Source organism: Alteribacillus sp. HJP-4, from assembly GCF_042139015.1.
Taxonomy (GTDB): domain Bacteria; phylum Bacillota; class Bacilli; order Bacillales; family Marinococcaceae; genus JBHIKY01.
On sequence record NZ_JBHIKY010000022.1, the window covers coordinates 18,698 to 41,456 of the forward strand.

The 22,759-nt window shown below is 42.1% G+C and carries 19 protein-coding genes and 1 other annotated feature; of the genes, 13 read left to right on the forward strand and 6 right to left on the reverse strand.

Annotation, left to right across the window (positions count from 1 at the left end; genetic code table 11):
• The 5 genes from mnmE to rpmH all read right to left on the reverse strand — a co-directional run bounded on the left by mnmE (position 1) and on the right by rpmH (position 3,844).
• Entirely contained in the window at positions 1-1,371 is a 1,371-nt protein-coding gene (gene mnmE, locus ACE4RR_RS16780) for a tRNA uridine-5-carboxymethylaminomethyl(34) synthesis GTPase MnmE (protein ID WP_375536636.1), read from the reverse strand.
• 311 nt (positions 1,372-1,682) lie between these two features.
• Complete coding sequence (jag, locus tag ACE4RR_RS16785; protein ID WP_375536594.1) at positions 1,683-2,309, reverse strand: RNA-binding cell elongation regulator Jag/EloR; 627 nt, start codon at positions 2,307-2,309, stop codon at positions 1,683-1,685.
• A complete protein-coding gene (gene spoIIIJ / locus ACE4RR_RS16790) occupies positions 2,306-3,082 on the reverse strand; it encodes a YidC family membrane integrase SpoIIIJ (protein ID WP_375536595.1) in 777 nt (258 codons plus the stop codon). The genes jag and spoIIIJ overlap by 4 nt, the downstream gene beginning before the upstream one ends.
• A 184-nt stretch (positions 3,083-3,266) precedes the next feature.
• Positions 3,267-3,626 carry a ribonuclease P protein component gene (gene rnpA / locus ACE4RR_RS16795; protein ID WP_375536596.1) on the reverse strand — a complete coding sequence of 120 codons (360 nt, stop codon included), beginning with the start codon at positions 3,624-3,626 and terminating at the stop codon, positions 3,267-3,269.
• An 80-nt stretch (positions 3,627-3,706) separates the two neighbouring features.
• Entirely contained in the window at positions 3,707-3,844 is a 138-nt protein-coding gene (gene rpmH, locus ACE4RR_RS16800) for a 50S ribosomal protein L34 (RefSeq protein WP_375536597.1), read from the reverse strand.
• Positions 3,845-4,452: 608 nt separating this feature from the next.
• Here rpmH and dnaA point away from each other — a divergent pair.
• From dnaA to ACE4RR_RS16840, 8 genes are all read left to right on the forward strand, one after another.
• Positions 4,453-5,805 carry a chromosomal replication initiator protein DnaA gene (dnaA, locus tag ACE4RR_RS16805; RefSeq protein ID WP_375536598.1) on the forward strand — a complete coding sequence of 451 codons (1,353 nt, stop codon included), beginning with the start codon at positions 4,453-4,455 and terminating at the stop codon, positions 5,803-5,805.
• Positions 5,806-5,964: 159 nt separating this feature from the next.
• A complete protein-coding gene (gene dnaN, locus ACE4RR_RS16810; protein WP_375536599.1) occupies positions 5,965-7,107 on the forward strand; it encodes a DNA polymerase III subunit beta in 1,143 nt (380 codons plus the stop codon).
• Positions 7,108-7,338: 231 nt separating this feature from the next.
• Positions 7,339-7,560, forward strand: coding sequence for a S4 domain-containing protein YaaA (gene yaaA, locus ACE4RR_RS16815; protein WP_375536600.1), 222 nt, complete (start codon positions 7,339-7,341; stop codon positions 7,558-7,560).
• A gap of 12 nt (positions 7,561-7,572) precedes the next feature.
• Positions 7,573-8,691: a DNA replication/repair protein RecF gene (gene recF, locus ACE4RR_RS16820; protein ID WP_375536601.1), complete on the forward strand. Its 1,119-nt coding sequence runs from the start codon at positions 7,573-7,575 to the stop codon at positions 8,689-8,691.
• A 9-nt stretch (positions 8,692-8,700) separates the two neighbouring features.
• Positions 8,701-8,985, forward strand: coding sequence for an extracellular matrix regulator RemB (gene remB / locus ACE4RR_RS16825; protein ID WP_375536602.1), 285 nt, complete (start codon positions 8,701-8,703; stop codon positions 8,983-8,985).
• 67 nt (positions 8,986-9,052) lie between these two features.
• Positions 9,053-10,960, forward strand: coding sequence for a DNA topoisomerase (ATP-hydrolyzing) subunit B (gyrB, locus tag ACE4RR_RS16830; RefSeq protein WP_375536637.1), 1,908 nt, complete (start codon positions 9,053-9,055; stop codon positions 10,958-10,960).
• 55 nt (positions 10,961-11,015) lie between these two features.
• Positions 11,016-13,556, forward strand: a complete 2,541-nt coding sequence (gyrA, locus tag ACE4RR_RS16835; RefSeq protein ID WP_375536603.1) for a DNA gyrase subunit A — start codon at positions 11,016-11,018, stop codon at positions 13,554-13,556.
• A 284-nt stretch (positions 13,557-13,840) separates the two neighbouring features.
• Positions 13,841-14,920, forward strand: coding sequence for an HD-GYP domain-containing protein (locus ACE4RR_RS16840; protein ID WP_375536604.1), 1,080 nt, complete (start codon positions 13,841-13,843; stop codon positions 14,918-14,920).
• Between the two features lie 8 nt (positions 14,921-14,928).
• Here ACE4RR_RS16840 and ACE4RR_RS16845 read toward each other — a convergent pair whose 3' ends face one another.
• Positions 14,929-15,852: a YaaC family protein gene (locus tag ACE4RR_RS16845; protein ID WP_375536605.1), complete on the reverse strand. Its 924-nt coding sequence runs from the start codon at positions 15,850-15,852 to the stop codon at positions 14,929-14,931.
• Between the two features lie 183 nt (positions 15,853-16,035).
• Here ACE4RR_RS16845 and guaB point away from each other — a divergent pair, with 183 nt between their 5' ends.
• The 5 genes from guaB to serS all read left to right on the forward strand — a co-directional run bounded on the left by guaB (position 16,036) and on the right by serS (position 22,651).
• A complete protein-coding gene (gene guaB / locus ACE4RR_RS16850) occupies positions 16,036-17,490 on the forward strand; it encodes an IMP dehydrogenase (RefSeq protein WP_375536606.1) in 1,455 nt (484 codons plus the stop codon).
• A 502-nt stretch (positions 17,491-17,992) separates the two neighbouring features.
• Positions 17,993-19,312, forward strand: coding sequence for a D-alanyl-D-alanine carboxypeptidase family protein (locus ACE4RR_RS16855; protein ID WP_375536607.1), 1,320 nt, complete (start codon positions 17,993-17,995; stop codon positions 19,310-19,312).
• Between the two features lie 156 nt (positions 19,313-19,468).
• Positions 19,469-20,353: a pyridoxal 5'-phosphate synthase lyase subunit PdxS gene (gene pdxS, locus ACE4RR_RS16860; RefSeq protein WP_375536608.1), complete on the forward strand. Its 885-nt coding sequence runs from the start codon at positions 19,469-19,471 to the stop codon at positions 20,351-20,353.
• Between the two features lie 41 nt (positions 20,354-20,394).
• Complete coding sequence (pdxT, locus tag ACE4RR_RS16865) at positions 20,395-21,000, forward strand: pyridoxal 5'-phosphate synthase glutaminase subunit PdxT (protein ID WP_375536609.1); 606 nt, start codon at positions 20,395-20,397, stop codon at positions 20,998-21,000.
• A gap of 3 nt (positions 21,001-21,003) precedes the next feature.
• Positions 21,004-21,220: a binding site (T-box leader), on the forward strand.
• A gap of 147 nt (positions 21,221-21,367) precedes the next feature.
• On the forward strand, positions 21,368-22,651 hold the full coding sequence (gene serS / locus ACE4RR_RS16870) for a serine--tRNA ligase (RefSeq protein ID WP_375536610.1): 1,284 nt from the start codon (positions 21,368-21,370) through the stop codon (positions 22,649-22,651).
• Positions 22,652-22,759 lie beyond the last annotated feature (108 nt).

Below are 22,759 nucleotides of genomic sequence, written 5' to 3' on the forward strand. Positions count from 1 at the left end.
TTATTTTCCAAGGCAAAATTGTGAAAACAATTGATCAATTAAACTGTCATGCACATTTTCACCAATAATTTCTCCAAGCTGTTCCCAGGCTCTAGTAATATCAATTTGAACCATATCCACGGGGACTCCTGCTTCTGCCGCATCGAGAGCATCAATCACAGAACGTTTAGCTTGATTCAACAGCCCAATGTGGCGGGCGTTGGAAATATAGCTTAAATCTGCTCCTTCTACACCTTCTTCAAAGAACAGCTCTGCTATTGCTTGTTCGAGTTCCTCAATTCCTTCATCCTTGAGGAGGGAGGCTGCGATGATTGGACGTCCTGCAGCATTCTCTCTTACCACATCTTCATTTACTTTTTTAGGAAGGTCTGTTTTGTTCAACAAAATAATAGCATTTAATCCATGAATAGCTTGAAAGAGTGCTTCGTCCTCCTTCGTCAGCTCGTCTGCACTATTAAGAACAAGTAATATAAGATCTGCTTCCTTTAATACCTGCCGGGACCGTTCTACTCCAATCTTTTCTACAATATCCTCTGTTTCGCGGATTCCGGCTGTATCAATTAATCGCAGCGGCACACCTCGCACATTGACATATTCCTCAATAACATCCCTGGTTGTACCAGGTACATCAGTTACTATTGCTTTATTTTCATGAACGAGACTGTTCATTAACGATGATTTACCAACATTCGGTCTTCCAATGATAGCTGTAGCAAGCCCTTCACGTAAAATCTTTCCCTGCTTGGCGGTCTGCAGCAGCTTTTCTATTTCGACTTTCACGTCGGAAGCTTTTTCTTGTAAAAGCTCAATCGTCAGTGATTCTGCATCATATTCAGGATAGTCAATGTTAACCTCTACATGAGCTACGGTTTCAAGCAGCTGCCGGCGCAGCCTCCGAATTTTTTCAGATAGTCTGCCATCCACCTGTTTAAATGCTACATTCATCGCTCTATCAGTTTTTGCACGGATTAAATCCATTACGCCCTCAGCCTGAGAAAGATCAATTCGTCCATTTAAAAACGCACGCTTGGTAAACTCTCCCGGCTCCGCAAGCCGGGCTCCACTGCTCAGCACGATGTCGAGCACTCGATTGACCGACACCAGCCCGCCGTGGCAATTGATTTCGACAATGTCCTCGCGAGTAAAGGTCTTCGGAGCGCGAAGAACAGAAACCATGACCTCCTCTATATTTTTTCCCGTTTCCGGGTCACTAATATGACCGTAATGAATCGTATGCGTTTCCGCTTCGGATAACTGCTGCCGGCCTTTATATATTGTATCGACAATCGAAAACGCCTGACTGCCGCTTAACCTGACAATTGCGATGGCACCTTCTCCGGAAGGGGTCGAAATTGCAGCTATTGTATCCATTTCCATGTTTCTTCCCCTCCTTTTTCAGGGTTTATCTATAAATTTAGAGGCTCAACTTTCATTGTGCGAAAGTTGAGTTAGAGATAATAATTTTTAGTATTCCCTAACATAACAGAATAGCACATACAGGCTGAAAGAGAAAGATGAGTGTATCCACATGTGGATAACTATTTCTCGGTGTTATTCATTTTATTATCCACAAATCAGCAGCAGGAAAAACGTATAGATAATAAAAGCTGAGCGGACAAAAAAATGCCCGGTCAATGGCTGACCAGGCATTTTCAGTAACAGTAAGAATCCGGAATGTACAGTTATTGATTTCGAAGTGCTATGACCACGTGTCTTCTTGGTTCGGTGCCGTCTGAATACGTTTCAATATCGGTTGAATTCTGAAGAGCCGTATGAATAATCTTTCTTTCTCTTGCATTCATAGGTTCGAGTACTACTTTTCTGCCTGTTCTTCTCGCTTTATCAGCAAGTCTGTCCGCTAAATGTTCCAAAGCTTCCTGGCGTCGTTCCCGGTAATTTTCTGCGTCGAGAATGATACGTGCATACTTATCGGAATTCCGGTTGGCTACTAGATTGACTAGATACTGCAGAGAATCAAGAGTTTTTCCACGCTTTCCGATTAACACGCCGATATCTTTACCGATTAGTTGAAATTCTGTCTCGCGACCTTTATTTATAAGCTCAATATCGACATCCACCTGCATGTCCAAAATTACCTGACGGAGAAACGCAGCAGCCTCCTCGACCGGGTCAATTTTTGGAGCTGCTTCTATTACAGCCGGTTTGAAGCCGATAATACCGAAGAATCCTTTCGATCCTTGATCAAGCACCTCATATTCTATTTCCTCTTGACTATTTACTTCTAGTTTTTGCATGGCAAGTGAAATAGCTTCATCTACTGTTTTTCCGGAAATCTTTACTGTTTTCACTTTTTCTCCGCTCCTCCCGTTTTAGCAGCAGCTTTAGCGTCAGCTCTTTTTCTTGCTCCAGGACCGGTGATGAAATAAGTCTGAACAATCATGAAGAGGTTACCGACAACCCAATACAATGCCAGTGCTGACGGGAAGAAGAAGGCAAAACCAGTAATCATAAATGGCATCATATACATAATGATTTTCATTTGCGGATTATCTGTCACCATCATCATTTTCTGCTGGATAAATGTTGTCACCCCGGCAACAAGCGGTAAAATATAATCCGGCTGGCCAAGCTCAAACCATAGGAATTGATGCTGTTCTATCTCTCTAGTCCGCATAATTGCGTGATAAAAAGCGATTAAAATCGGCATTTGGATGAGAATAGGAAAACATCCCGCCAGCGGATTTATGTTCTTTTCCTGAAAGAGCTTCATCGTTTCCTGCTGGAGCTGCTGCTGGGTTTTTTGATCTTTTGCGCTATATTTCTCTCTTAATTTCTGCATTTCAGGCTGCAATTCCTGCATGCCTCGTGCACTTTTTGTCTGTTTAATCATTAATGGCATAATGACAAGCCGGATAATTAAAGTAACAAAAATAATAGACAATCCATAGCTTCCTCCAGCCCATCCAGCCATATGTATAAGCAGCCATGAAAGCGGATATACGAAAAATGAATTCCAAAATCCTTCACTCTCTGCATTTATCGGTTCATCAATTTCAAGACATCCAGTCATCAGTACCATCATAGTGACAAGCACTGCAGTGAGTCCTAATTTCTTGTACACGAGTACTTTCCTCCTTGGCGACCACGCATCCTCCCCATTGGAGACATACTTACGCCTTTATTTAAGCATTATTTTGAAAAGAGATTTTATGGAAGCGCCACACTACCACCACTCATTTTAGCTGAGTGTTAGAAATAAATAAAGACACAGAATAAATATGATAGAAAAATAGTTAGAAACAAAGTTAAGTAAAGGATTTTGGCTGTTTTTTTAAAACCTTTGCTTTTCTAGCCACATGTTCGAGGCTCTTAATTATTTCCGTAAAAGTCATTTCCAGCACTGGTTTTCGTGCAATAATCACATAATCATTTCCTGACTCGAGCCGGTCTCCCATTTCTCTTACAGCCTCTCTTAATAAACGCTTGATGCGGTTTCTTGTCACAGCATTTCCAATCTTTTTACTGACTGTCAGGCCTGTCCTGTGCTCCTGCTGCCCGGGTTTATTGAGTATATATAATACAAACTGCCGGTTTGCAAAGGAGGCCCCTTTCTCAAATACCTTGCTGAATTCATGATTTTTTTTGATACGCTGTTCCTTTTTCATAGAGATCCTCCCCGCCTCCCAGACATTTGCATTGAAGCTTATTAAAAGTGAAAAAAAGACCACTGTGAAATGCAGTGGCCTTAAGCAGACAATAATTTTCTTCCTTTACGGCGACGGTTTTTCAGCACCTGGCGTCCGTTCTTTGTGCTCATGCGTGCACGAAATCCGTGTACTTTTTTACGCTTGCGGTTATTGGGATTAAAGGTTGGTTTACCCATACTATACTTGCACCTCCTCGGTGAACGTTCTTTCTCAATGGACATTCCCGTAAATTATATAGAGGTTTGACGTCTGATGTCAAGAAAATTTCTGATTAGTTTTTTCAGGTATTTCTGGATAAAGCGACAGCAAATTCAATTGTGGATAAAATTTCGACACGAACATAATGTTTTCGACAAGGTTATCTACAAGATACACACATAATATAGTGGTGTGGATAATTATAATACACAAGGTATTGATCGTGTGGATAACCTTTGCAAACCCCGTTGATTATAGTAAATAAATTTGATATGATGTATGTGTTTTACTCTGGATAACTACATATACGATTTTTTCTATCCACAGCTGTTAATAACATTGTGGATAATTTTCCACAGGGGTTGAATCATTTTATCCACAGTAATGTTTGTATTGTGAATATCCCCGCTTTCTACTATAATACTAAATCTGCCGATTTTTATTGATAACCTGTGTATGAATGATGTGGTGTTCGCATTTACAAAACTTATACAATGAGATGAAACGGAGGCTTCCTACTTCAACTTAGAAAGGTGGAAGCCTTTCTTAAGTTTTTTTCTGAAAGGGGAAAAGGAGGGATTCAAGGTTGGAAAATATTACGGATTTATGGGATCAAACGCTGGAAGTGATTAGTAAAAAAGTCAGCAAACCGAGCTTTGAAACGTGGCTTAAATCTACAAAAGCATCTGAGCTCAAGGAAAATACAATCATCATTACTGCGCCGAATGAATTCGCCAGGGATTGGCTTGAAAATAGATATTCTACTTTAATAGCAGATACGTTGAAGGACATCACCGGTGCTGATTTGAAAGTAAAGTTTATCATTCCAGAAACAGAGGATCTGGATCAATTCTCTATAGAACAGGAAGTTAAAAAAACTCCTCCTAAAATAGATAATGATGCCGAAGAGGTTCCTAAAAGCATGTTAAATGATAAATATACATTTAACACTTTTGTTATCGGCTCAGGTAACCGCTTTGCCCACGCAGCTTCCCTGGCTGTGGCGGAAGCTCCCGCCAAAGCCTACAATCCATTATTTATTTATGGGGGAGTGGGACTCGGAAAAACTCACTTAATGCATGCCATCGGCCACTATGTCATTGATCACAATCCGAATGCCCGGGTAGTTTATCTTTCTTCTGAAAAGTTTACGAATGAATTTATAAATTCAATCAGAGATAATAAAGCTGTGAATTTTCGTAATAAATATCGAAGTGTTGACGTGCTGCTGATTGATGATATTCAATTTTTAGCGGGAAAAGAACAAACGCAGGAAGAATTTTTCCATACGTTTAATGCACTGCATGAAGAAAGCAAACAAATCGTCATTTCGAGCGACCGCCCTCCAAAAGAAATTCCGACGCTTGAAGATCGGCTCAGATCAAGATTTGAGTGGGGATTGATTACAGATATTACACCGCCGGATCTGGAAACTAGAATTGCGATCCTTCGAAAAAAAGCCAAAGCAGAAAAACTTGATATTCCTAATGAAGTTATGCTTTATATAGCTAATCAAATTGATACGAACATAAGAGAACTTGAAGGAGCTCTTATCCGGGTAGTCGCATACTCCTCACTTATAAATCAGGATATGAATGCAGATCTCGCAGCAGAAGCGTTGAAGGATATAATTCCGAGCTCCAAGCCAAAAACAATTACAATACAAGACATTCAAGAGACAGTAGCAGATCATTATCAGATCAATACTCCGGACTTGAAGGCAAAAAAACGAACGAGAACAATTGCTTTTCCAAGACAGGTCGCAATGTATCTTTCCAGGGAGATGACGGAATCGTCTCTGCCGAAAATCGGCGGGGAATTCGGGGGACGTGACCATACCACTGTCATCCATGCACATGAAAAAATATCAAAAATGCTATCGACAGATACGGCTCTGCAAAAACAGCTGCAGGAAATTACTAACAGGCTCAAAAATTAATGTGCACAAATCAAAAAAGTTGTGCACACTCTATCCACAAGTGGATAACCTTATTTCACATAGGGTTGGACGAACTTATCCACAGTAACCACAAGCCCTATTACTACTTCTACTAAAAATTCATTAATAATAAATATATATGCAAAGGGAGATTAAACCATGCACTTTATTATTCATAAGGACAAATTTGTCTATAGTGTTCAGCATGTAAACAAAGCTGTATCTTCCAGAACGACGATTCCTATTTTAACCGGTATAAAAATTGATGCTGCACGAGACGGTGTCACATTAACAGGAAGCGATTCGGATATATCGATTGAATCATTTATTCCAGCAGCTGATGAAGAAACGGAATATGTGGATGTAAAAGAAGAAGGAAGCATCGTACTATCAGCGAAATTTTTTGCAGAAATCGTAAGGAAATTACCTGGAGATACTGTCGAAATAATTGTGCAGGATCAATTCGCAGCGACATTACGCTCCGCTTCTGTTGTCTTTAATTTAAACGGGCTTGATCCGGAAGAATATCCGAGACTCCCAAATCTCGCTGAGGATAACATTTTTAAACTCCCGCAGAATCTATTAAAGGATATGATCAAACAAACCGTTTTTGCCGTGTCCACTCAGGAAACACGCCCCGTGTTGACAGGTGTAAACCTGGAGGCGGAAAGAGCAGAATTAATCTGTACTGCAACAGACAGTCACCGACTGGCCATGAGAAAAGCAGGGATTGAAACAAGTCTTGAAGAGCTTGCTTTATCTAATATTGTTATTCCAGGGAAAAGTCTGAGTGAATTAAATAAAATACTAGAGGATTCCGAGGAACAGGTCGAAATTATAGTAACTGACACCCAGATATTATTTAAATTTCAATATTTATTATTTTTCTCCAGGTTACTTGATGGGAAATATCCAATCACTAAAAACATGATTCCCAACCAGGCGAAAACAACTATTGTTCTTTCTACAAAAGATCTGCTTCACTCATTAGAGAGGGCTTTGCTTCTGTCAAGAGAGGCTAAGAACAACGTTATTAACTTGAAAACCCTCGACGGCACCGAAATTGAAGTGAATTCAGTCTCCGCAGAGGTAGGGAAAGTTACCGAAAAGATAACCTGCAATGAGCTCGAAGGAGAAGAGCTGAGAATTTCTTTCAACGGAAAAAATATAATGGACGCTTTAAAAGTAATTGATAGTGAAACTGTTCGTATCATGTTTACAGGGGCAATGAGTCCATTTGTACTCCGGCCAACTGACCACGATCAAATGCTGCACTTATTCTCGCCTGTCAGAACCTACTAACAAACTATAAAACCCTTGCTGCCTCTGGATTTCTCATATAGTCCAGAGGCAGCCTCTATGTCAGCAGAAAAGCCTTTCCCGGCGCCAGTGTATTCCATATGTATTTACTATTGGCACAAATGCCAATAGTTTAGTAAAATATATAATGTATCCATATGCCATCTGGAGGAGAGGAATACTTATATTCTGCCGGTGATAAAGCAATGAGTGTTATAGTCAGGAGGACAAACCATGGAACAGACCATTACAATTCATACGCCCTACATTACTCTCGGGCAGCTTTTAAAAGAAGCTGGAGTTATTGACACCGGCGGAATGGCGAAGATGTTTCTTTCGGAATACGAGGTGCATGTGAACGGAGAACAGGAACAGCGAAGAGGAAAGAAGCTTTATCATGGGGATGAGATTGAGATAGAAGGGGCCGGTACAGTTACGGTGCATTCAAGTGAATGAGAGTGACACGCCTTGCATTTGAATGAAATCAGATTGAAACAATACCGCAATTATCATGAGCTTCGTTTACCTGTGGAAAATAAAGTAAATGTTATTCTCGGGGAAAATGCCCAGGGAAAAACAAACCTTATGGAAGCCATATATGTGCTTGCTTTCGCTAAATCTCACCGTACCTCAAAAGATAAAGAACTGATAAAGTGGGAAGAAGACTTCGCCCGAATAGAAGGGGACATCACACGAAAGACAGGAAGTGCTTCCCTTGAAGTTATACTTTCTGCAAAGGGAAAGAAAGTGAAAGTAAATCGATTAGAACAACGAAGATTAAGCGAGTATATCGGTGCATGCAATGTCGTCATGTTCGCACCGGAGGATCTCAGCCTTGTAAAAGGCGGCCCGCAGCTTCGCCGTCGATTTATTGATATGGAAATCGGACAGATCAGTCCGGTCTATTTGTATGATCTTGCGGTCTATCAGAAGATTTTAAAGCAGCGCAACCAGCTGTTGAAAGATGGTGCCCAGGCAGAGGAGTCTGACGAGCTGATGCTGGATATTCTGACCGAACAGCTGGCAGAGACTGCTGCAAAAGTAATAAAAAAGCGTTTTTCATTTATTTCCATGCTCGAAAACTGGGCAAAAGAGATCCACCAGCAGATCAGCCGCGGAAAAGAAGAACTGGCTTTAGCGTATCTTCCAACCGCCCACGTATCAGAAGATATGGAATTGTCGAAAATAGAAGAGAGACTGCATGAGGCCTTTTCAAAAAATAAAAGAAATGAATGGAGAAGAGGCCTCACGCTCACAGGCCCGCACCGGGATGAACTTTCTTTGCATATAAATGGCCGGAATGTCCAGACTTACGGCTCTCAGGGACAGCAGCGGACGGCTGCCCTGTCCTTGAAGCTTGCTGAAATAGAATTGATTCATGACAATATTGGAGAATATCCAATTCTGTTATTGGATGACGTATTATCAGAGCTCGATCATTTCCGGCAGTCCCATCTGCTCAATACAATTCAAGGCAAGGTTCAGACATTTGTCACCACGACCAGCGTGGACGGAATTGAGCATGAAACATTAAGACAGGCTTCCGCTTTTATTGTGGAAGAAGGAACGCTCAAGCATATGAAATGAGGTGAAACGATGTTTATTCATTTAGGCGGGGATACAGTTATCCGATCAAAAGATGTCATCACAATTGTAGATTCAGACAGTCATGATTCATCAAGCATTACGAGGCAGTTTTTATCGGCTCAGCAAAAGGAAAACATAATGGAAATTTCCGCCGATCTTACGAAATCAGTCGTCGTGACAAGTGATAGGGTGTATTTATCACCTATCTCCTCATTGACGCTTAAGCGCCGTTCCCAGGTTGTATCAGAATTTGAAGACTTCAGCGAAGAAGTTGGAGCAAACAACGAATCATAAAAAAAACATAGCTGTTTCTTTATGTTTTTAAGTATTCGTCATGGAAGCGAAGGTGAATAGATTGGCAATGGAACCACAATCTTATGATGAAAATCAAATTCAGGTGCTTGAAGGGCTCGAAGCGGTCAGAAAGCGTCCAGGCATGTATATCGGTTCTACAAGTGCACGCGGTCTTCATCACTTAGTATGGGAAATCGTAGATAATAGTATTGATGAGGCCATGGGAGGTCACTGCGATCATATCTGGATTGCGGTAGAAGAAGATAATAGTGTAACAGTACGGGATAACGGCCGGGGAATTCCAGTGGGCATCCAAGAAAAAATGGGACGCCCGGCCGTAGAAGTCATTATGACTGTTCTGCACGCCGGCGGTAAATTCGGCGGTGGAGGCTACAAAGTATCAGGGGGCCTTCATGGAGTCGGTGCTTCTGTTGTAAATGCCCTTTCAGAAATGCTTGAGGTTGAAGTTCACCGGGACGGTGATATTCACCAGCAAAGCTATAAACGCGGGGTGCCGCAGCATGATCTGCAGGTAATCGGAAAAACGGAAGAACGGGGCACAAAAATTCATTTTAAACCGGATACCGATATTTTTTCCGAAACAATAGAGTTTGATTTTGACACACTTTCTACAAGATTACGCGAGCTTGCGTTTTTAAATAAAGGACTTCGCATTATCTTTACCGATAAAAGAGAAGAGGATAAAGAGGTTGAATACTACTACGAAGGCGGAATTGCTTCGTTTGTAGAGTATTTGAACCGACAAAAAGAAGTGCTGCATGAACCGCCTATCTTTATTGAAAGCGAAAAAGATGGCATTCAGGTAGAAATTGCTGTTCAGTACAATAACAGCTTTACTAGCAATATTTATTCATTTGCAAACAACATCAACACCCATGAAGGCGGGACACATGAATCAGGTTTTAAAACCGGGCTGACAAGAGCAATCAATGATTATGCGCGCAGAAATTCCCTTTTTAAGGAAAATGATCCGAATTTAATCGGCGATGATGTCAGAGAAGGCTTAACCGCTATTATTTCTGTGAAAATTGAAGACCCTCAGTTTGAAGGGCAGACAAAAACCAAACTTGGAAACAGTGAAGCGAGAACCATTACTGATTCTCTTTTCTCTGAACATTTTTCCCGTTTTATGGCGGAGAATCCTGATACTGCAAGACTTGTAGTTGAAAAAGGATTGATGGCTTCAAGAGCGAGAGATGCTGCGAAAAAAGCGAGAGAACTCACTAGAAGAAAGAATGCGCTGGAAGTGAGCTCGCTGCCTGGCAAACTTGCTGACTGCTCATCGAAGGATGCTTCTATCAGCGAGATTTATATTGTAGAGGGCGACTCCGCAGGCGGCTCAGCCAAGCAGGGAAGAGACCGGCATTTTCAGGCGATTCTGCCTTTGCGTGGGAAGATCATTAATGTGGAAAAAGCAAGACTGGATAAGATTCTTGCCAATAATGAAATCCGGTCCATTATCACAGCGCTCGGAACCGGAATCGGAAACGAATTTGATATTGAAAAAGCCCGCTACCATAAGGTTATCATTATGACGGATGCGGATGTTGACGGTGCTCATATCCGAACGCTGATTCTGACTTTTTTCTACCGGTATATGCGGCCGTTGATTGATAAAGGCTATATTTACATTGCCCAGCCGCCGCTGTATAAAATTCAGCAGGGAAAAAGTGTGAATTATGCTTATTACGAAAGAGAACTAGACAACGTTCTCTCCGAACTTCCTGCTCAGCCTAAGCCTGGCATACAGCGCTACAAAGGTCTTGGTGAAATGAATCCGAATCAGCTCTGGGAGACCACGATGGATCCAGAGGGCAGGAGTGTTCTTCAGGTCACGCTTGAAGATGCGATGAAGGCAGATGAGATCTTTGAAACATTAATGGGAGACCGCGTTGAGCCAAGGAGAGATTTTATCCAGGAAAATGCTGAATACGTGCAAAACCTTGATGTATAACAAAGGCTGTAGTGTGTAAGCCGTCCGTGGCGGTTAGAATTGGGAGGTTGCAGGAATGGCAGAGAACGAATCAAGAGTCACAGAAATAAATATTGGCCAGGAAATGCGTACATCATTCTTGGATTACGCAATGAGTGTTATTGTGAGCCGGGCGCTTCCAGATGTTCGAGATGGGTTGAAGCCGGTGCACCGGCGAATCTTATATGCAATGAATGAGCTTGGCATGACACCGGATAAACCCCATAAGAAGTCGGCGCGTATCGTCGGGGAAGTTATTGGTAAGTATCACCCGCACGGGGATTCAGCAGTATATGAAACAATGGTCCGGATGGCTCAGGATTTCAGCTACCGTAATATGCTTGTGGACGGACATGGAAACTTCGGTTCTGTAGATGGTGATGCTGCTGCTGCGATGAGGTATACAGAAGCGAGAATGTCGAAGATTTCCATGGAAATGGTACGTGACATAAACAAGGACACCATTGATTACCAGGATAACTATGATGGAAATGAAAGCGAGCCGATTGTCCTGCCTTCCAGGTTCCCGAACCTGCTTGTAAACGGAGCTTCCGGAATTGCTGTCGGAATGGCGACAAACATCCCGCCGCATCAGCTTGGAGAAGTTATTGACGGAGTATTAGAGATCAGTAAAAATCCAGATATTACAATTGAAGAATTAATGGAATTTATACCTGGACCGGATTTTCCTACAGGGGCGATGATTTTAGGACGCTCCGGCATCAGAAGAGCATACCAGACCGGAAGAGGCTCAATTTTGCTGCGTGCTGTAGCAGAAATTGAGGAAATGAAAAATGGAAAACAGTCCATTATTGTTACAGAGCTTCCATACCAGGTAAATAAAGCAAGGCTCGTGGAAAAAATCGCCGAACTGGTCCGGGATAAAAAGATAGACGGAATTACCGATTTGCGTGACGAATCAGATCGAAACGGCATGAGAATTGTTATTGAAGTTCGTAAGGATGCCAATGCAAACGTATTGTTAAATAATTTATATAAACAGACAGCTCTGCAGACGAGCTTCGGCGTGAATATGCTCGCACTTGTAGACGGCCGTCCGGAAGTACTGAATATAAAACAGTGTCTAGTTTATTACCTAGAACATCAAAAGGTAGTTATAAAGCGCCGCACAGCATTTGAACTGCGTAAAGCTGAAGCGAGAGCCCATATTCTCGAGGGTCTGCGGGTAGCTCTGGATCATCTTGACGAAGTGATTAGTTTGATCCGCAGCTCACAAACAACCGAAATCGCCCGAAATGGCTTAATGGAAAATTATTCTCTAAGCTATGAGCAGGCTCAGGCAATTTTAGAGATGAGACTGCAGCGTTTAACGGGACTTGAGCGAGATAAGATTGAACAGGAATATAAAGAGCTGATAGAGCGGATTAAGGATTTAAAAGCAATTCTTGACAGTGAAGAAAGAGTACTCGAAATTATCCGTGAGGAAATTACAGAGCTGAAGGAAAAATTCAATGATGAACGCCGCACAAGAATAACTACCGGGGAGAATCAAATTGAGGATGAAGATTTGATTCCTCGTCAAAACGTCGTGATAACGATCAGTCATCAAGGCTACATTAAGCGGATGCCAAGTGATACGTATCGTATTCAAAGAAGAGGCGGCCGTGGTATTCAAGGAATGGGCACTAATGATGATGACTTTGTGGAGCATTTATTTACCACAAGCTCTCACCAGACAATATTATTTTTTACAAATAAAGGAAAAGTATACAGGCTGAAGGCGTATGAAATTCCAGAATTGAAAAGAACAGCGAAAGGAATTCCAGCCATTAATCTTCTCCAAATTGAAAAAGGAGAGTATATCAGCACGGTAATACCGGTCAAGGATTTCTCCGATGAGGCGTGCTTGTTCTTCTTAACGAAGAAAGGTATAGCAAAACGAACCTCCTTATCAGCGTTTGCCAATATCCGGAAAGGCGGATTGTTTGCGATTAATGTCCGCGAGGAGGATGAGCTGTATGGCGTTCGGCTGACCGATGGGAAAGAACGTCTAATAATTGGAACGAAAAAAGGAATGGCGATCCATTTTGATGAACGCGACGTCCGCTTAATGGGACGAACGGCTACCGGCGTGAAAGCATTAAGTGTTTCCAAGGAGGACAGCGTCGTCGGCATGGATATGGTATCAGAAGACAAAGACGTATTGATCGTAACCAATAAAGGTTTTGGAAAACGAACTCCAATTAGTGATTTCCGCGTTCAAAACCGGGGCGGAAAAGGTTTAAAAGCCTGCAAACTAACGGAAAGAAACGGAGAACTGGTAGCACTGCGCTGTGTACCCGAGGATATCGACCTTATGATAATGACTATTCACGGAGTGCTCATCCGCATCAAAAGCTCTGAAATTTCCCGGCTCGGCCGTTATGCCCAGGGTGTCAAATTGATACGGCTCGGAGAAGGTGAAGAGGTATCTGCGGTCAGTCCGGTAGAAATGCCGGAGGAAGTACAGGAAGCAGAAGCAGATGAGATAGAGCAGCTGCCTGTTGATCAAGAGAATGAAGGAGAATCAGATTCAGTTCAGGAAGAAAGTCCGGATACTGATTCGGAAGAAGAATAAAGGATTCTTCCTATATCTAATATACGATGAGCTGGGATAAAAAATATCCCGGCTCATTTTTTTATCGAATATTTTATTTGATGGGTGATAGAGAGGGATTGCAGAACTGCGAATACTGCCGTCAAAGATTTCAAATCATTTTATTTCAATAAAATGGCTTTTAAATAGTTACTAATACCCAAACATGTTGCAAAACTACTTAATATTTATAGGAAAATAGTTTCTTTTTCTTTGATTTTTCTGTATACTATGGAGAACTAATTGATGGATGGGAGCCTGGAAACATGAGAGTAAAAAGGGAACAGCTTCAGGAAGGTTGTGTAATAACAGAAGATATTTACGTCTTGTCAACTCATCCAATCATACGCAGAAAAACGGTATTAAATCAGGTACATCTTAACGTGTTACATGCATTTCTTGTAAAAGAAGCGAGTGTCGAAAAGAAGTTGATTAATGGGGAGCCGTTTCTACCGGAAACTGCAGAGAATACGGACGAGAATGCAGAGGAACACGCTCCGGTATTTATTGAGAATTATTTAAATGCTGTAGGTGTATATAAATCAATGTTTCAGAAGTGGCAGGCCGGAAATCCTGTTGATATGGGAGAAATAAGGCGAGTTATGACTCCACTTCTCCAGGAAGCTGTTGGCCAGTCCAACCATGTATTATTTTTGCATCATTTTTGCACAAAAAAGGATTATTTATACCACCACGCAGTTGCGACTGGCCTGTTGGCTGCTATGCTTGCTCATAAAATGAAATTTTCAAATAAAGAAGTACTGCAGGCAGGAATGGCAGGTGTATTGAGTGACGCAGGAATGGCAATGCTTGCTCCGGCTATAATTGAAAAAAAAGGAGAGCTCACTCAATCTGAATATCAAGAGGTAAAAAACCATCCGTACCACAGCTATACGATGCTGAAAGGCACAAGCACTGTAACAGAATTAATGCTTATCGCAGTCTTACAGCATCATGAGCGTGAAGACGGCAATGGTTACCCGTTCGGCACAAGCTCCAGCAAACTAAATAAAATAAGCAGAATACTGGCAGCGGCTGACGTATATCATGCCATGACCAGTGAACGGCCGTACCGAAAAAAACAATCTCCTTATAAAGTTATCGATGAAATGCTGAAGGGCCAATTCGGCAAACTTCATCTTGAAGTAGTGCATTCATTAATGGAGAAATTACTTACCTTTTCCATCGGCACAAAAGTAAGTCTCAGCAACGGAAAAAATGCGGAAATCATTTTTACAGATAGAAACAATCCGACCTCCCCTATTGTAAAGCTTGACGAATCACAGGAGATTATTCAATTATCAACATCACAGCCGCCTTTCCTCGAGGAGATTCGTTCGGTGTAACGGGAGAGTCATTGAAATAAAGGCTCAAACAATCGAGGGACCTCTGCAGTTATTGTATTCATGTAATAACGAATAACTGGAAAATCAGGATTTTCCTGATGATGAATGAAATCGCTCCACCATTCCGCTTCGTATCGGCAGAGAATGCTGAGATTAAACAAAAGGCAATAATGCATGCATAATTCAGGAAGATGAATCCGATCCATCGAATAGTTCAGATAATAATTACCTTTATCATTGAGAAATAACGAAGAGGAGACAGGTTTACTGATATGAACACGGCACATCCCCTTTGTTTCAGTAATACCGAGCACTGTGCGTTCGTCTTTTGTTAACCAGGCGGATAAGGCCTGTTTTTGTTTTAGAGAAAGCGCTGCTGAAATTAAGAGTGATTTTTCATTTAAATCGATTTTCGGAGGCTGCCTATCCGCCGGCAATGATATAAAAACAGGAAGCAATTTAGAAAATTCCACTAACATATCCCTCATCGCCCAGCTTTCACCGATCCGATGTTTCATGTGAAACATTGAAGCTGCAAAATAAGGATAAAAGCCATTCTTTTGTACTTTTATTTCATCCTGCAGAAAGCTGTAATCCCTTCGTTTTCGTTTTCTTGTAGTAATCCCGTGTGCAAGCACCTCTGAGGAAGAGGGGTAATGGGGATCATGATACAGGGCAGCTGCCTTAAGAAAATGAGAAAGCCCGTAAAATAAAAGCAATGGCTTGGTTGGAAGTGGAGCACACTGGCCTTCGTTCCAGAAAATCATTCCTAATTTCCATTCTGAGTGAATCACGGAAGCATTTCGATAAGCGAATCGTTCTGCTTCCGAAATTTTTAATTTCTTATACTGAACGAGCAAATTTTCATGTACAAGCTCTCCAGATTCCAAAAAAAGGAGTGAAAGAGAGGAATTGTATTTTATTTCGCCCATATAATCCCCGCCCTTTCTAATTTTTGTGGTTTTGATTTTTCGGAAAGTTTAAACTTATTCCTTTTACTCGTGGTATTGCCAGAAAAATGATAAGATATGAGAAAATATTCGTTAGAAACAGCTGTATCACGTTTAGGATAAACAGTTTTACATTAATTATTATTTAGGAAGGTGAGGATAACGGTGCGTGAAGATAAGTTTGCAAAAGAGGGATTAACATTTGATGATGTCCTGCTCATTCCGGCACGTTCAGAAATACACCCGCGGGAAGTCTCTGTTAAAACAACACTGACAGAAAAGATAGGTTTGAATGTACCGATTATCAGTGCTGGCATGGATACTGTAACGGAAGCAGGAATGGCAATTGCGATTGCCAGAGAAGGCGGCCTTGGGATTATTCACAAAAATGTATCTATTGAAGAGCAAGCGGAGATGGTGGACCGGGTAAAACGTTCTGAAAGTGGTGTCATTACTGATCCTTTCTTTTTAACGCCGGACAGACAGGTATTTGATGCTGAACACTTAATGAGTAAATTCCGTATTTCAGGTGTTCCGATCGTTAATGAAGCTCAAAAGCTTGTCGGTATCCTCACAAACCGTGATCTGCGTTTTATTGAAGATTATTCTATTAAAATTGAAGATGTGATGACAAGCTCCAACTTAGTCACGGCGCCAGTCGGAACCACTCTCGAAGAAGCAGAGAAACTCCTGCAGAAGCATAAAATTGAAAAGCTGCCGCTTGTTGAAGATAATGGGACGTTAAAGGGACTTATTACAATCAAAGATATTGAAAAAGTAATTGAATTTCCTCACTCAGCAAAGGACAAGAACGGCCGGCTTGTTGCTGGAGCTGCTGTCGGAGTCACAAATGATTCTCTAAAGCGAGTGGAAGCCCTTGTGAAGGCTGAGGTTGATGTGATTGTCATTGATACCGCCCACGGTCATTCTAAAGGTGTACTTGATAAAATTACTGAAATACGTTCTGCTTTTCCAGATATCACTTTAGTAGCAGGGAATGTGGCCACTGCAGCAGGCACCAGGGATTTAATTGAGGCAGGCGCGGATGTCGTAAAGGTCGGCATCGGCCCAGGTTCTATCTGCACAACAAGAGTTGTCGCCGGAGTTGGCGTTCCTCAGGTTACTGCTGTTTATGATTGTGCTTCCGAAGCAGCTAAGTATAATGTACCTGTCATTGCGGACGGAGGAATTAAATATTCCGGAGATATCGTAAAAGCACTTGCAGCAGGAGCACACGCAGTTATGCTCGGCAGTCTTCTTGCTGGGACATCTGAAAGTCCGGGAGAACGGGAAATTTTTCAGGGGCGTCAATTTAAAGTGTACCGCGGAATGGGCTCAATGGCTGCAATGGAACAAGGAAGTAAAGACCGTTATTTCCAAGAAGATAATCAGAAGCTTGTGCCGGAAGGAATAGAAGGGCGAACTCCATATAAAGGTCCGCTCTCGGATACGATCCATCAGCTGCTTGGCGGAATAAGAGCAGGAATGGGTTATTGCGGCACGGAAAATTTGATGTCTTTGCGCGAGAATTCTCGTTTTACAAGGATTACTAACGCAGGACTAAGAGAAAGCCACCCTCATGACGTGCAGATTACGAAGGAAGCTCCAAATTACAGCTGAAGAAACAAATGATAACAAGGGGGCTGTAGCAAAAGCCCCTTTTTATAGAAAAAGTAGTATCCTAAATAGAAGATAGCAGGGGACAAGTCCGAGACTCCTGTGGGAAGAGCAGCGGCTGAAGATCCGCCGGGCGTGGGTTTCGCCCGGTTAGCTGAAGCGCTGCCCACGGAAAGCGAAGGACTTGTCCACTGCTTTTTTTTACCATGCAAAAGGGGCGAGTATCAGTTATGATACAGCCCCTTTTTAGTACTTAATATCAATCCTGCGACAAGTGAGTTTGCGCAGGAATGAACAACTCTTTTATACCATCTCTCATGTAACTTACCAGTAAATAAAAAAGCTATGGCTTCGGTTATTCGATTTGGCTCCAAGCCGATTTTTTTACAATAATCATTTCCCGGGAAATTGTTCAAATAATAGTGAATTGTACTACCTATTTTTTTCCGTCCGGTTGTGATAAAATATCTTTTGTGTGCAAGAAATTATGGGGGTGCGGAAAAGATTGATTAAGAAAAACATAAAAATGGGAGCAGCGGCTCTAATTGCGGGTGCGGCACTTGTTTTTCCGTTAACGAATGCAGAAGCTCAAGAACCAGAATTGGATGCCAAGGCGGCGATTCTTGTGGATGCTCAAACAGGAAAAGTTGTTTATGGCGATAGCATAGATGTCATATTACCACCGGCAAGCATGACAAAAATTATGACGGAATATATCATTCATGAAGCAATACAAAATGAAGATATTTCCTGGGAAGATGAAGTCGAAATTAGTGATAATGTGCGGAATTTGTCGCTTGAAACCAGTCTTTCAAATGTTCCTTTACGCCAGGATGAAACATATACGGTCAGAGAATTATATGAAGCACTAGCTATTTATTCAGCTAATGGCGCAACAATAGCGCTTGCTGAACATATTGCAGGAACAGAGACAGAATTTGTAGCTCTAATGAACGAAAAAGCAGAAGAGCTTGAGATGAAAGATTATGAATTTGTGAATTCCACCGGGCTGAATAACCAATCGTTAAATGGAAATCATCCGGAGGGAACAGGTGCAGATGAAGAGAACATGATGTCTGCAAGATCTACGGCAATTTTAAGCTATCATTTATTAAAGGATTTTCCTGAAATACTGGAGACCACAAGCGTAAGTGAAAAAGTATTTAAAGAAGATACAGAAGATTATATAGAAATGCAAAACTGGAACTGGATGCTTCCAGGTGGATCGAATGAATATGAAGGAGTAGACGGCTTAAAAACAGGTTTTACTGACATGGCCGGCAATGCTTTTACCGGCACGGCTGAACGCGATGATATGCGTTATATATCCGTTGTCATGAAAACAGACACACGCGAATCGAGATTTGAAGAAACAGCTAAGCTGCTCGATTACGGCTTTGACAGCCACGCGTCAGAAGAATTAGTGACAGAAGGCCAGGCCATTGACAACTACGATTCTTTTCCTGTAACAAAAGGAAAGGAAGACTCTGTTTCTGCTTCTGCAGGCGAGAGTTTATCATTACTGATTGGAGATGGAGAACAAGATTCTATCGAAACGAATGTGAAATTAAACGAAGAACTAGTGAATGAAGAGGGAGAACTTGAAGCACCTCTCAAAAAAGGAGACAAGATTGGGACCATCACTGTTTCCTCGGAGGATGAAGAATATCTGACAGAATCATTGGCTGAAGGTAACAAGGTGCCTCTCGTATTGAATGAAGATGTCGAAAAAGCTGACTGGTTCACTCTTTCTATGAGAGGAATAGGGGTATTTTTTGGAAATGTGTGGGATAATGCAGCAGGTTTTGTCAAAGGATTATTTTAAGCCCAAATTTTTGCTTGACAGGAGCTTACCATACTTTATTCACGACCAGCTAAGTGGTACAATATAACACAGAATAAAAATCTACTACGTCTGCGCAGACGTATAATGCAGCAGGCGATAAGAGATATTATGGATATTAGCAGGAGGAATGGACAGATGGCAGACAGAGGGACAGATCGAGTAAAACGCGGGATGGCTGAAATGCAAAAAGGCGGCGTCATCATGGACGTAGTCAATGGAGAGCAGGCAAAAATCGCAGAAGAAGCAGGAGCAGTTGCAGTGATGGCGCTGGAGCGTGTCCCTGCAGATATTCGTGCTGCCGGCGGGGTCGCGCGCATGGCGGATCCTTCTATCGTAGAAGAAGTGATGAATGCTGTATCTATACCGGTTATGGCAAAGGCAAGAATCGGGCATATTGTTGAAGCGCGGGTCTTAGAAGCGTTAGGAGCCGACTATATTGATGAGAGTGAAGTACTCACTCCGGCAGATGAAGTATATCATCTGGATAAAAGTCAATATACGGTACCGTTCGTATGCGGAGCCCGCGACCTTGGTGAAGCACTGCGACGTGTTGGTGAAGGCGCGTCCATGCTCCGTACAAAGGGCGAGCCCGGCACTGGAAACATCGTTGAAGCAGTGCGTCACATGAGAATGGTGCAGGCACAAATTAAAAAGGTTATCGGTATGTCCAAAGATGAGCTGATGACGGAAGCAAAAAATCTTGGAGCACCTTATGATCTGCTTCTTGATATTCAATCCAACGAAGGCCTGCCTGTAGTTAACTTTGCGGCAGGTGGAATTGCAACTCCTGCAGATGCAGCATTAATGATGCAGCTCGGTGCTGATGGTGTTTTTGTCGGCTCTGGAATATTTAAATCAAACGACCCTCAAAAATTTGCCCGTGCCATCGTAGAAGCTACGACTCACTATGAGGATTATGAGTTGATCGGGCGTTTGTCCAAAGGTCTCGGCACAGCGATGAAAGGACTGGAAATTTCCACTCTCGATCCTTCTGAAAGAATGCAGGATCGTGGCTGGTAAGCTTCCTTTCATAAGCAGCATAATGAAAAGGAGGCATTAACATGATGAAAATTGGCGTACTCGCATTACAGGGGGCGGTAAGAGAACATGTAAAAAGTCTCCAAGCTCCAGATTGTGAAGTAGTTATTGTAAAGCGCGTAGAACAGCTGAATGATTTGGACGGACTTGTCTTCCCTGGCGGGGAAAGTACCACCATGCGCCGTCTTGTAGATAAATATGGTTTTTTTGAAGCGCTGAAGGAATTTTCAGCTTCAGGTAAACCAATGTTCGGTACTTGTGCTGGTCTTATTTTAATGGCTGAGGATATAAGTGGCCAGGACCAGGGACACTTGCAGGTAATGGATATGGAAGTGGAAAGAAACGCATTCGGCCGCCAGCGGGAAAGCTTTGAAACAACCTTGCCTGTACTGGGAGTGGCTGAGGACATTGAAGCAGTTTTCATTAGGGCACCACTTATCAAAAATGTCGGAGAACGTGTAGAAATTCTGGCAGAGTATAACGGGGAAATTGTAGCTGCCCGGCAGGACAATCTGCTTGCCTGCTCGTTTCATCCAGAATTAACAACTGATATTCGCTTTCATCAATACTTTGTACAACTGGTAAGGGAATCGCTTGAATCTACTGAGCAGCCTCTTGCTGCAACTTAATAAATAAAATCATAGATGGACATTAGTAAGGCTGTTATCCGTATTACAGAGAACCGGTGGTTGGTGCGAACCGGCTTGCGGCCCAGTCTGAATCCGGTCCGGAGTGAGAAAGGGAAGCTTTTTTTAGCATAACTTTCTCCGCTTTATCCCCGTTAATGGATCCGAGGTGGCAGTAATTCTGCAAACTGGGTGGCAACGCGGGTTAACTCTCGTCCCTGAACATTTTGGGGATGAGGGTTTTTTTAATTCCTTTAAAAAAATTTTAATTTTAATAATGGATGAAAGTTAAGAACAGCTATGGTATTCGCTATTTGGTCCTGATTAAGTATTTCTTTATAAAAGTAAATGAAATGAAGGAGGAAAAACAATGCTCGATGTAAAAAAATTGCGCAGTAATTTCGACGAGGTTAAGAAAAAATTAAAAGATCGCGGGGAAAATATCAGCGAACTGGATACCTTTCAGGAAAAAGATACAAGGCGGCGTAAGCTGATTCAAGAAACAGAGGAACTAAAACAGCGCCGCAATAATGTATCACAGGAAGTAGCTCAGCTGAAGAGGGAGAAAAAGGAAGCGGATCATTTAATTCATGAGACGAAAAACGTGTCTCAAAAAATTAAAAGTCTTGACGAAGAGCTTCGCCAGGTAGATGCAGATTTACATCAGCTGTTGCTCAGCATTCCTAATATCCCGCATGAAAGCGTTCCATATGGCGCTGATGAAACGGATAATGAAGAGATAAGAAAGTGGGGTAAAATTCCTGAATTTTCCTTTGATGCAAAAGCTCACTGGGATCTCGCGTCTGATTTAAATATCATGGATTTTGAACGGGCATCAAAAGTGACAGGCAGTCGATTTGCTTTTTATAAAGGAGCGGGAGCCAGGCTTGAGCGCGCCCTGATTAATTTCATGATGGATCTTCACGAGGACGAACATGGATATGAAGGAATACTGCCCCCCTACATGGTAAATCGTGACAGCATGACAGGTACCGGACAGCTTCCAAAATTTGAAGAAGATGCATTTAAAATCCGCGAGGAGGAGTATTTTCTAATCCCGACTGCGGAAGTACCGGTAACCAACATGCACCGAGATGAAATATTAAAAGGGGAAGAGCTTCCACTGGCATACGCTGCTTACAGCGCCTGTTTTCGTTCTGAAGCGGGATCTGCCGGACGGGATACTCGCGGATTGATTCGACAGCATCAGTTTAATAAAGTAGAGCTCGTTCGTTTTGTGAAGCCGGAGAATTCCTACGAAGAACTTGAGCAATTAACGGCCCAGGCGGAAAAAGTCCTGCAGCTGCTGAAATTGCCATATCGCGTCCTAAATATGTGCAGTGGCGATCTCGGTTTTACAGCAGCCAAAAAATATGACATCGAGGTGTGGCTGCCAAGCTATGAGGATTATAAAGAAATTTCTTCCTGCAGTAATTTTGAAGACTTTCAGGCAAGGCGTGCCAATATTCGCTTTAAACGAGACCAGAAATCCAAAACAGAATTCGTGCACACGTTGAACGGCTCCGGCCTTGCGGTAGGAAGAACCGTCGCTGCTATTATGGAAAACTATCAGCAGGAGGATGGAAGCATTGCTGTTCCAGAAGTTCTACAGGAATATATGGGCAGAAAAAAAAGAATTACTTCAAAAAAATAATACAAATTTCAAAAACAGGGAATTTTCCAGATGGAAAGTCCTTGTTTTTTTGAAAAAAATGAAAAAAACATTGAATTGTAAACGCTTTCAGTATATCATTCAAAATGA

Coding starts and splice junctions, on each gene's coding strand:
- mnmE (WP_375536636.1), bottom strand. CDS start 1,371: ATGGATACAATAGCTGCAATTTCGACCCCTTCCGGAGAAGGTGCCATC.
- rnpA (WP_375536596.1), bottom strand. CDS start 3,626: ATGAAAAAGGAACAGCGTATCAAAAAAAATCATGAATTCAGCAAGGTA.
- rpmH (WP_375536597.1), bottom strand. CDS start 3,844: ATGGGTAAACCAACCTTTAATCCCAATAACCGCAAGCGTAAAAAAGTA.
- dnaN (WP_375536599.1), top strand. CDS start 5,965: ATGCACTTTATTATTCATAAGGACAAATTTGTCTATAGTGTTCAGCAT.
- yaaA (WP_375536600.1), top strand. CDS start 7,339: ATGGAACAGACCATTACAATTCATACGCCCTACATTACTCTCGGGCAG.
- remB (WP_375536602.1), top strand. CDS start 8,701: ATGTTTATTCATTTAGGCGGGGATACAGTTATCCGATCAAAAGATGTC.
- gyrB (WP_375536637.1), top strand. CDS start 9,053: ATGGAACCACAATCTTATGATGAAAATCAAATTCAGGTGCTTGAAGGG.
- gyrA (WP_375536603.1), top strand. CDS start 11,016: ATGGCAGAGAACGAATCAAGAGTCACAGAAATAAATATTGGCCAGGAA.
- ACE4RR_RS16840 (WP_375536604.1), top strand. CDS start 13,841: ATGAGAGTAAAAAGGGAACAGCTTCAGGAAGGTTGTGTAATAACAGAA.
- ACE4RR_RS16845 (WP_375536605.1), bottom strand. CDS start 15,852: ATGGGCGAAATAAAATACAATTCCTCTCTTTCACTCCTTTTTTTGGAA.
- pdxS (WP_375536608.1), top strand. CDS start 19,469: ATGGCAGACAGAGGGACAGATCGAGTAAAACGCGGGATGGCTGAAATG.
- pdxT (WP_375536609.1), top strand. CDS start 20,395: ATGATGAAAATTGGCGTACTCGCATTACAGGGGGCGGTAAGAGAACAT.
- serS (WP_375536610.1), top strand. CDS start 21,368: ATGCTCGATGTAAAAAAATTGCGCAGTAATTTCGACGAGGTTAAGAAA.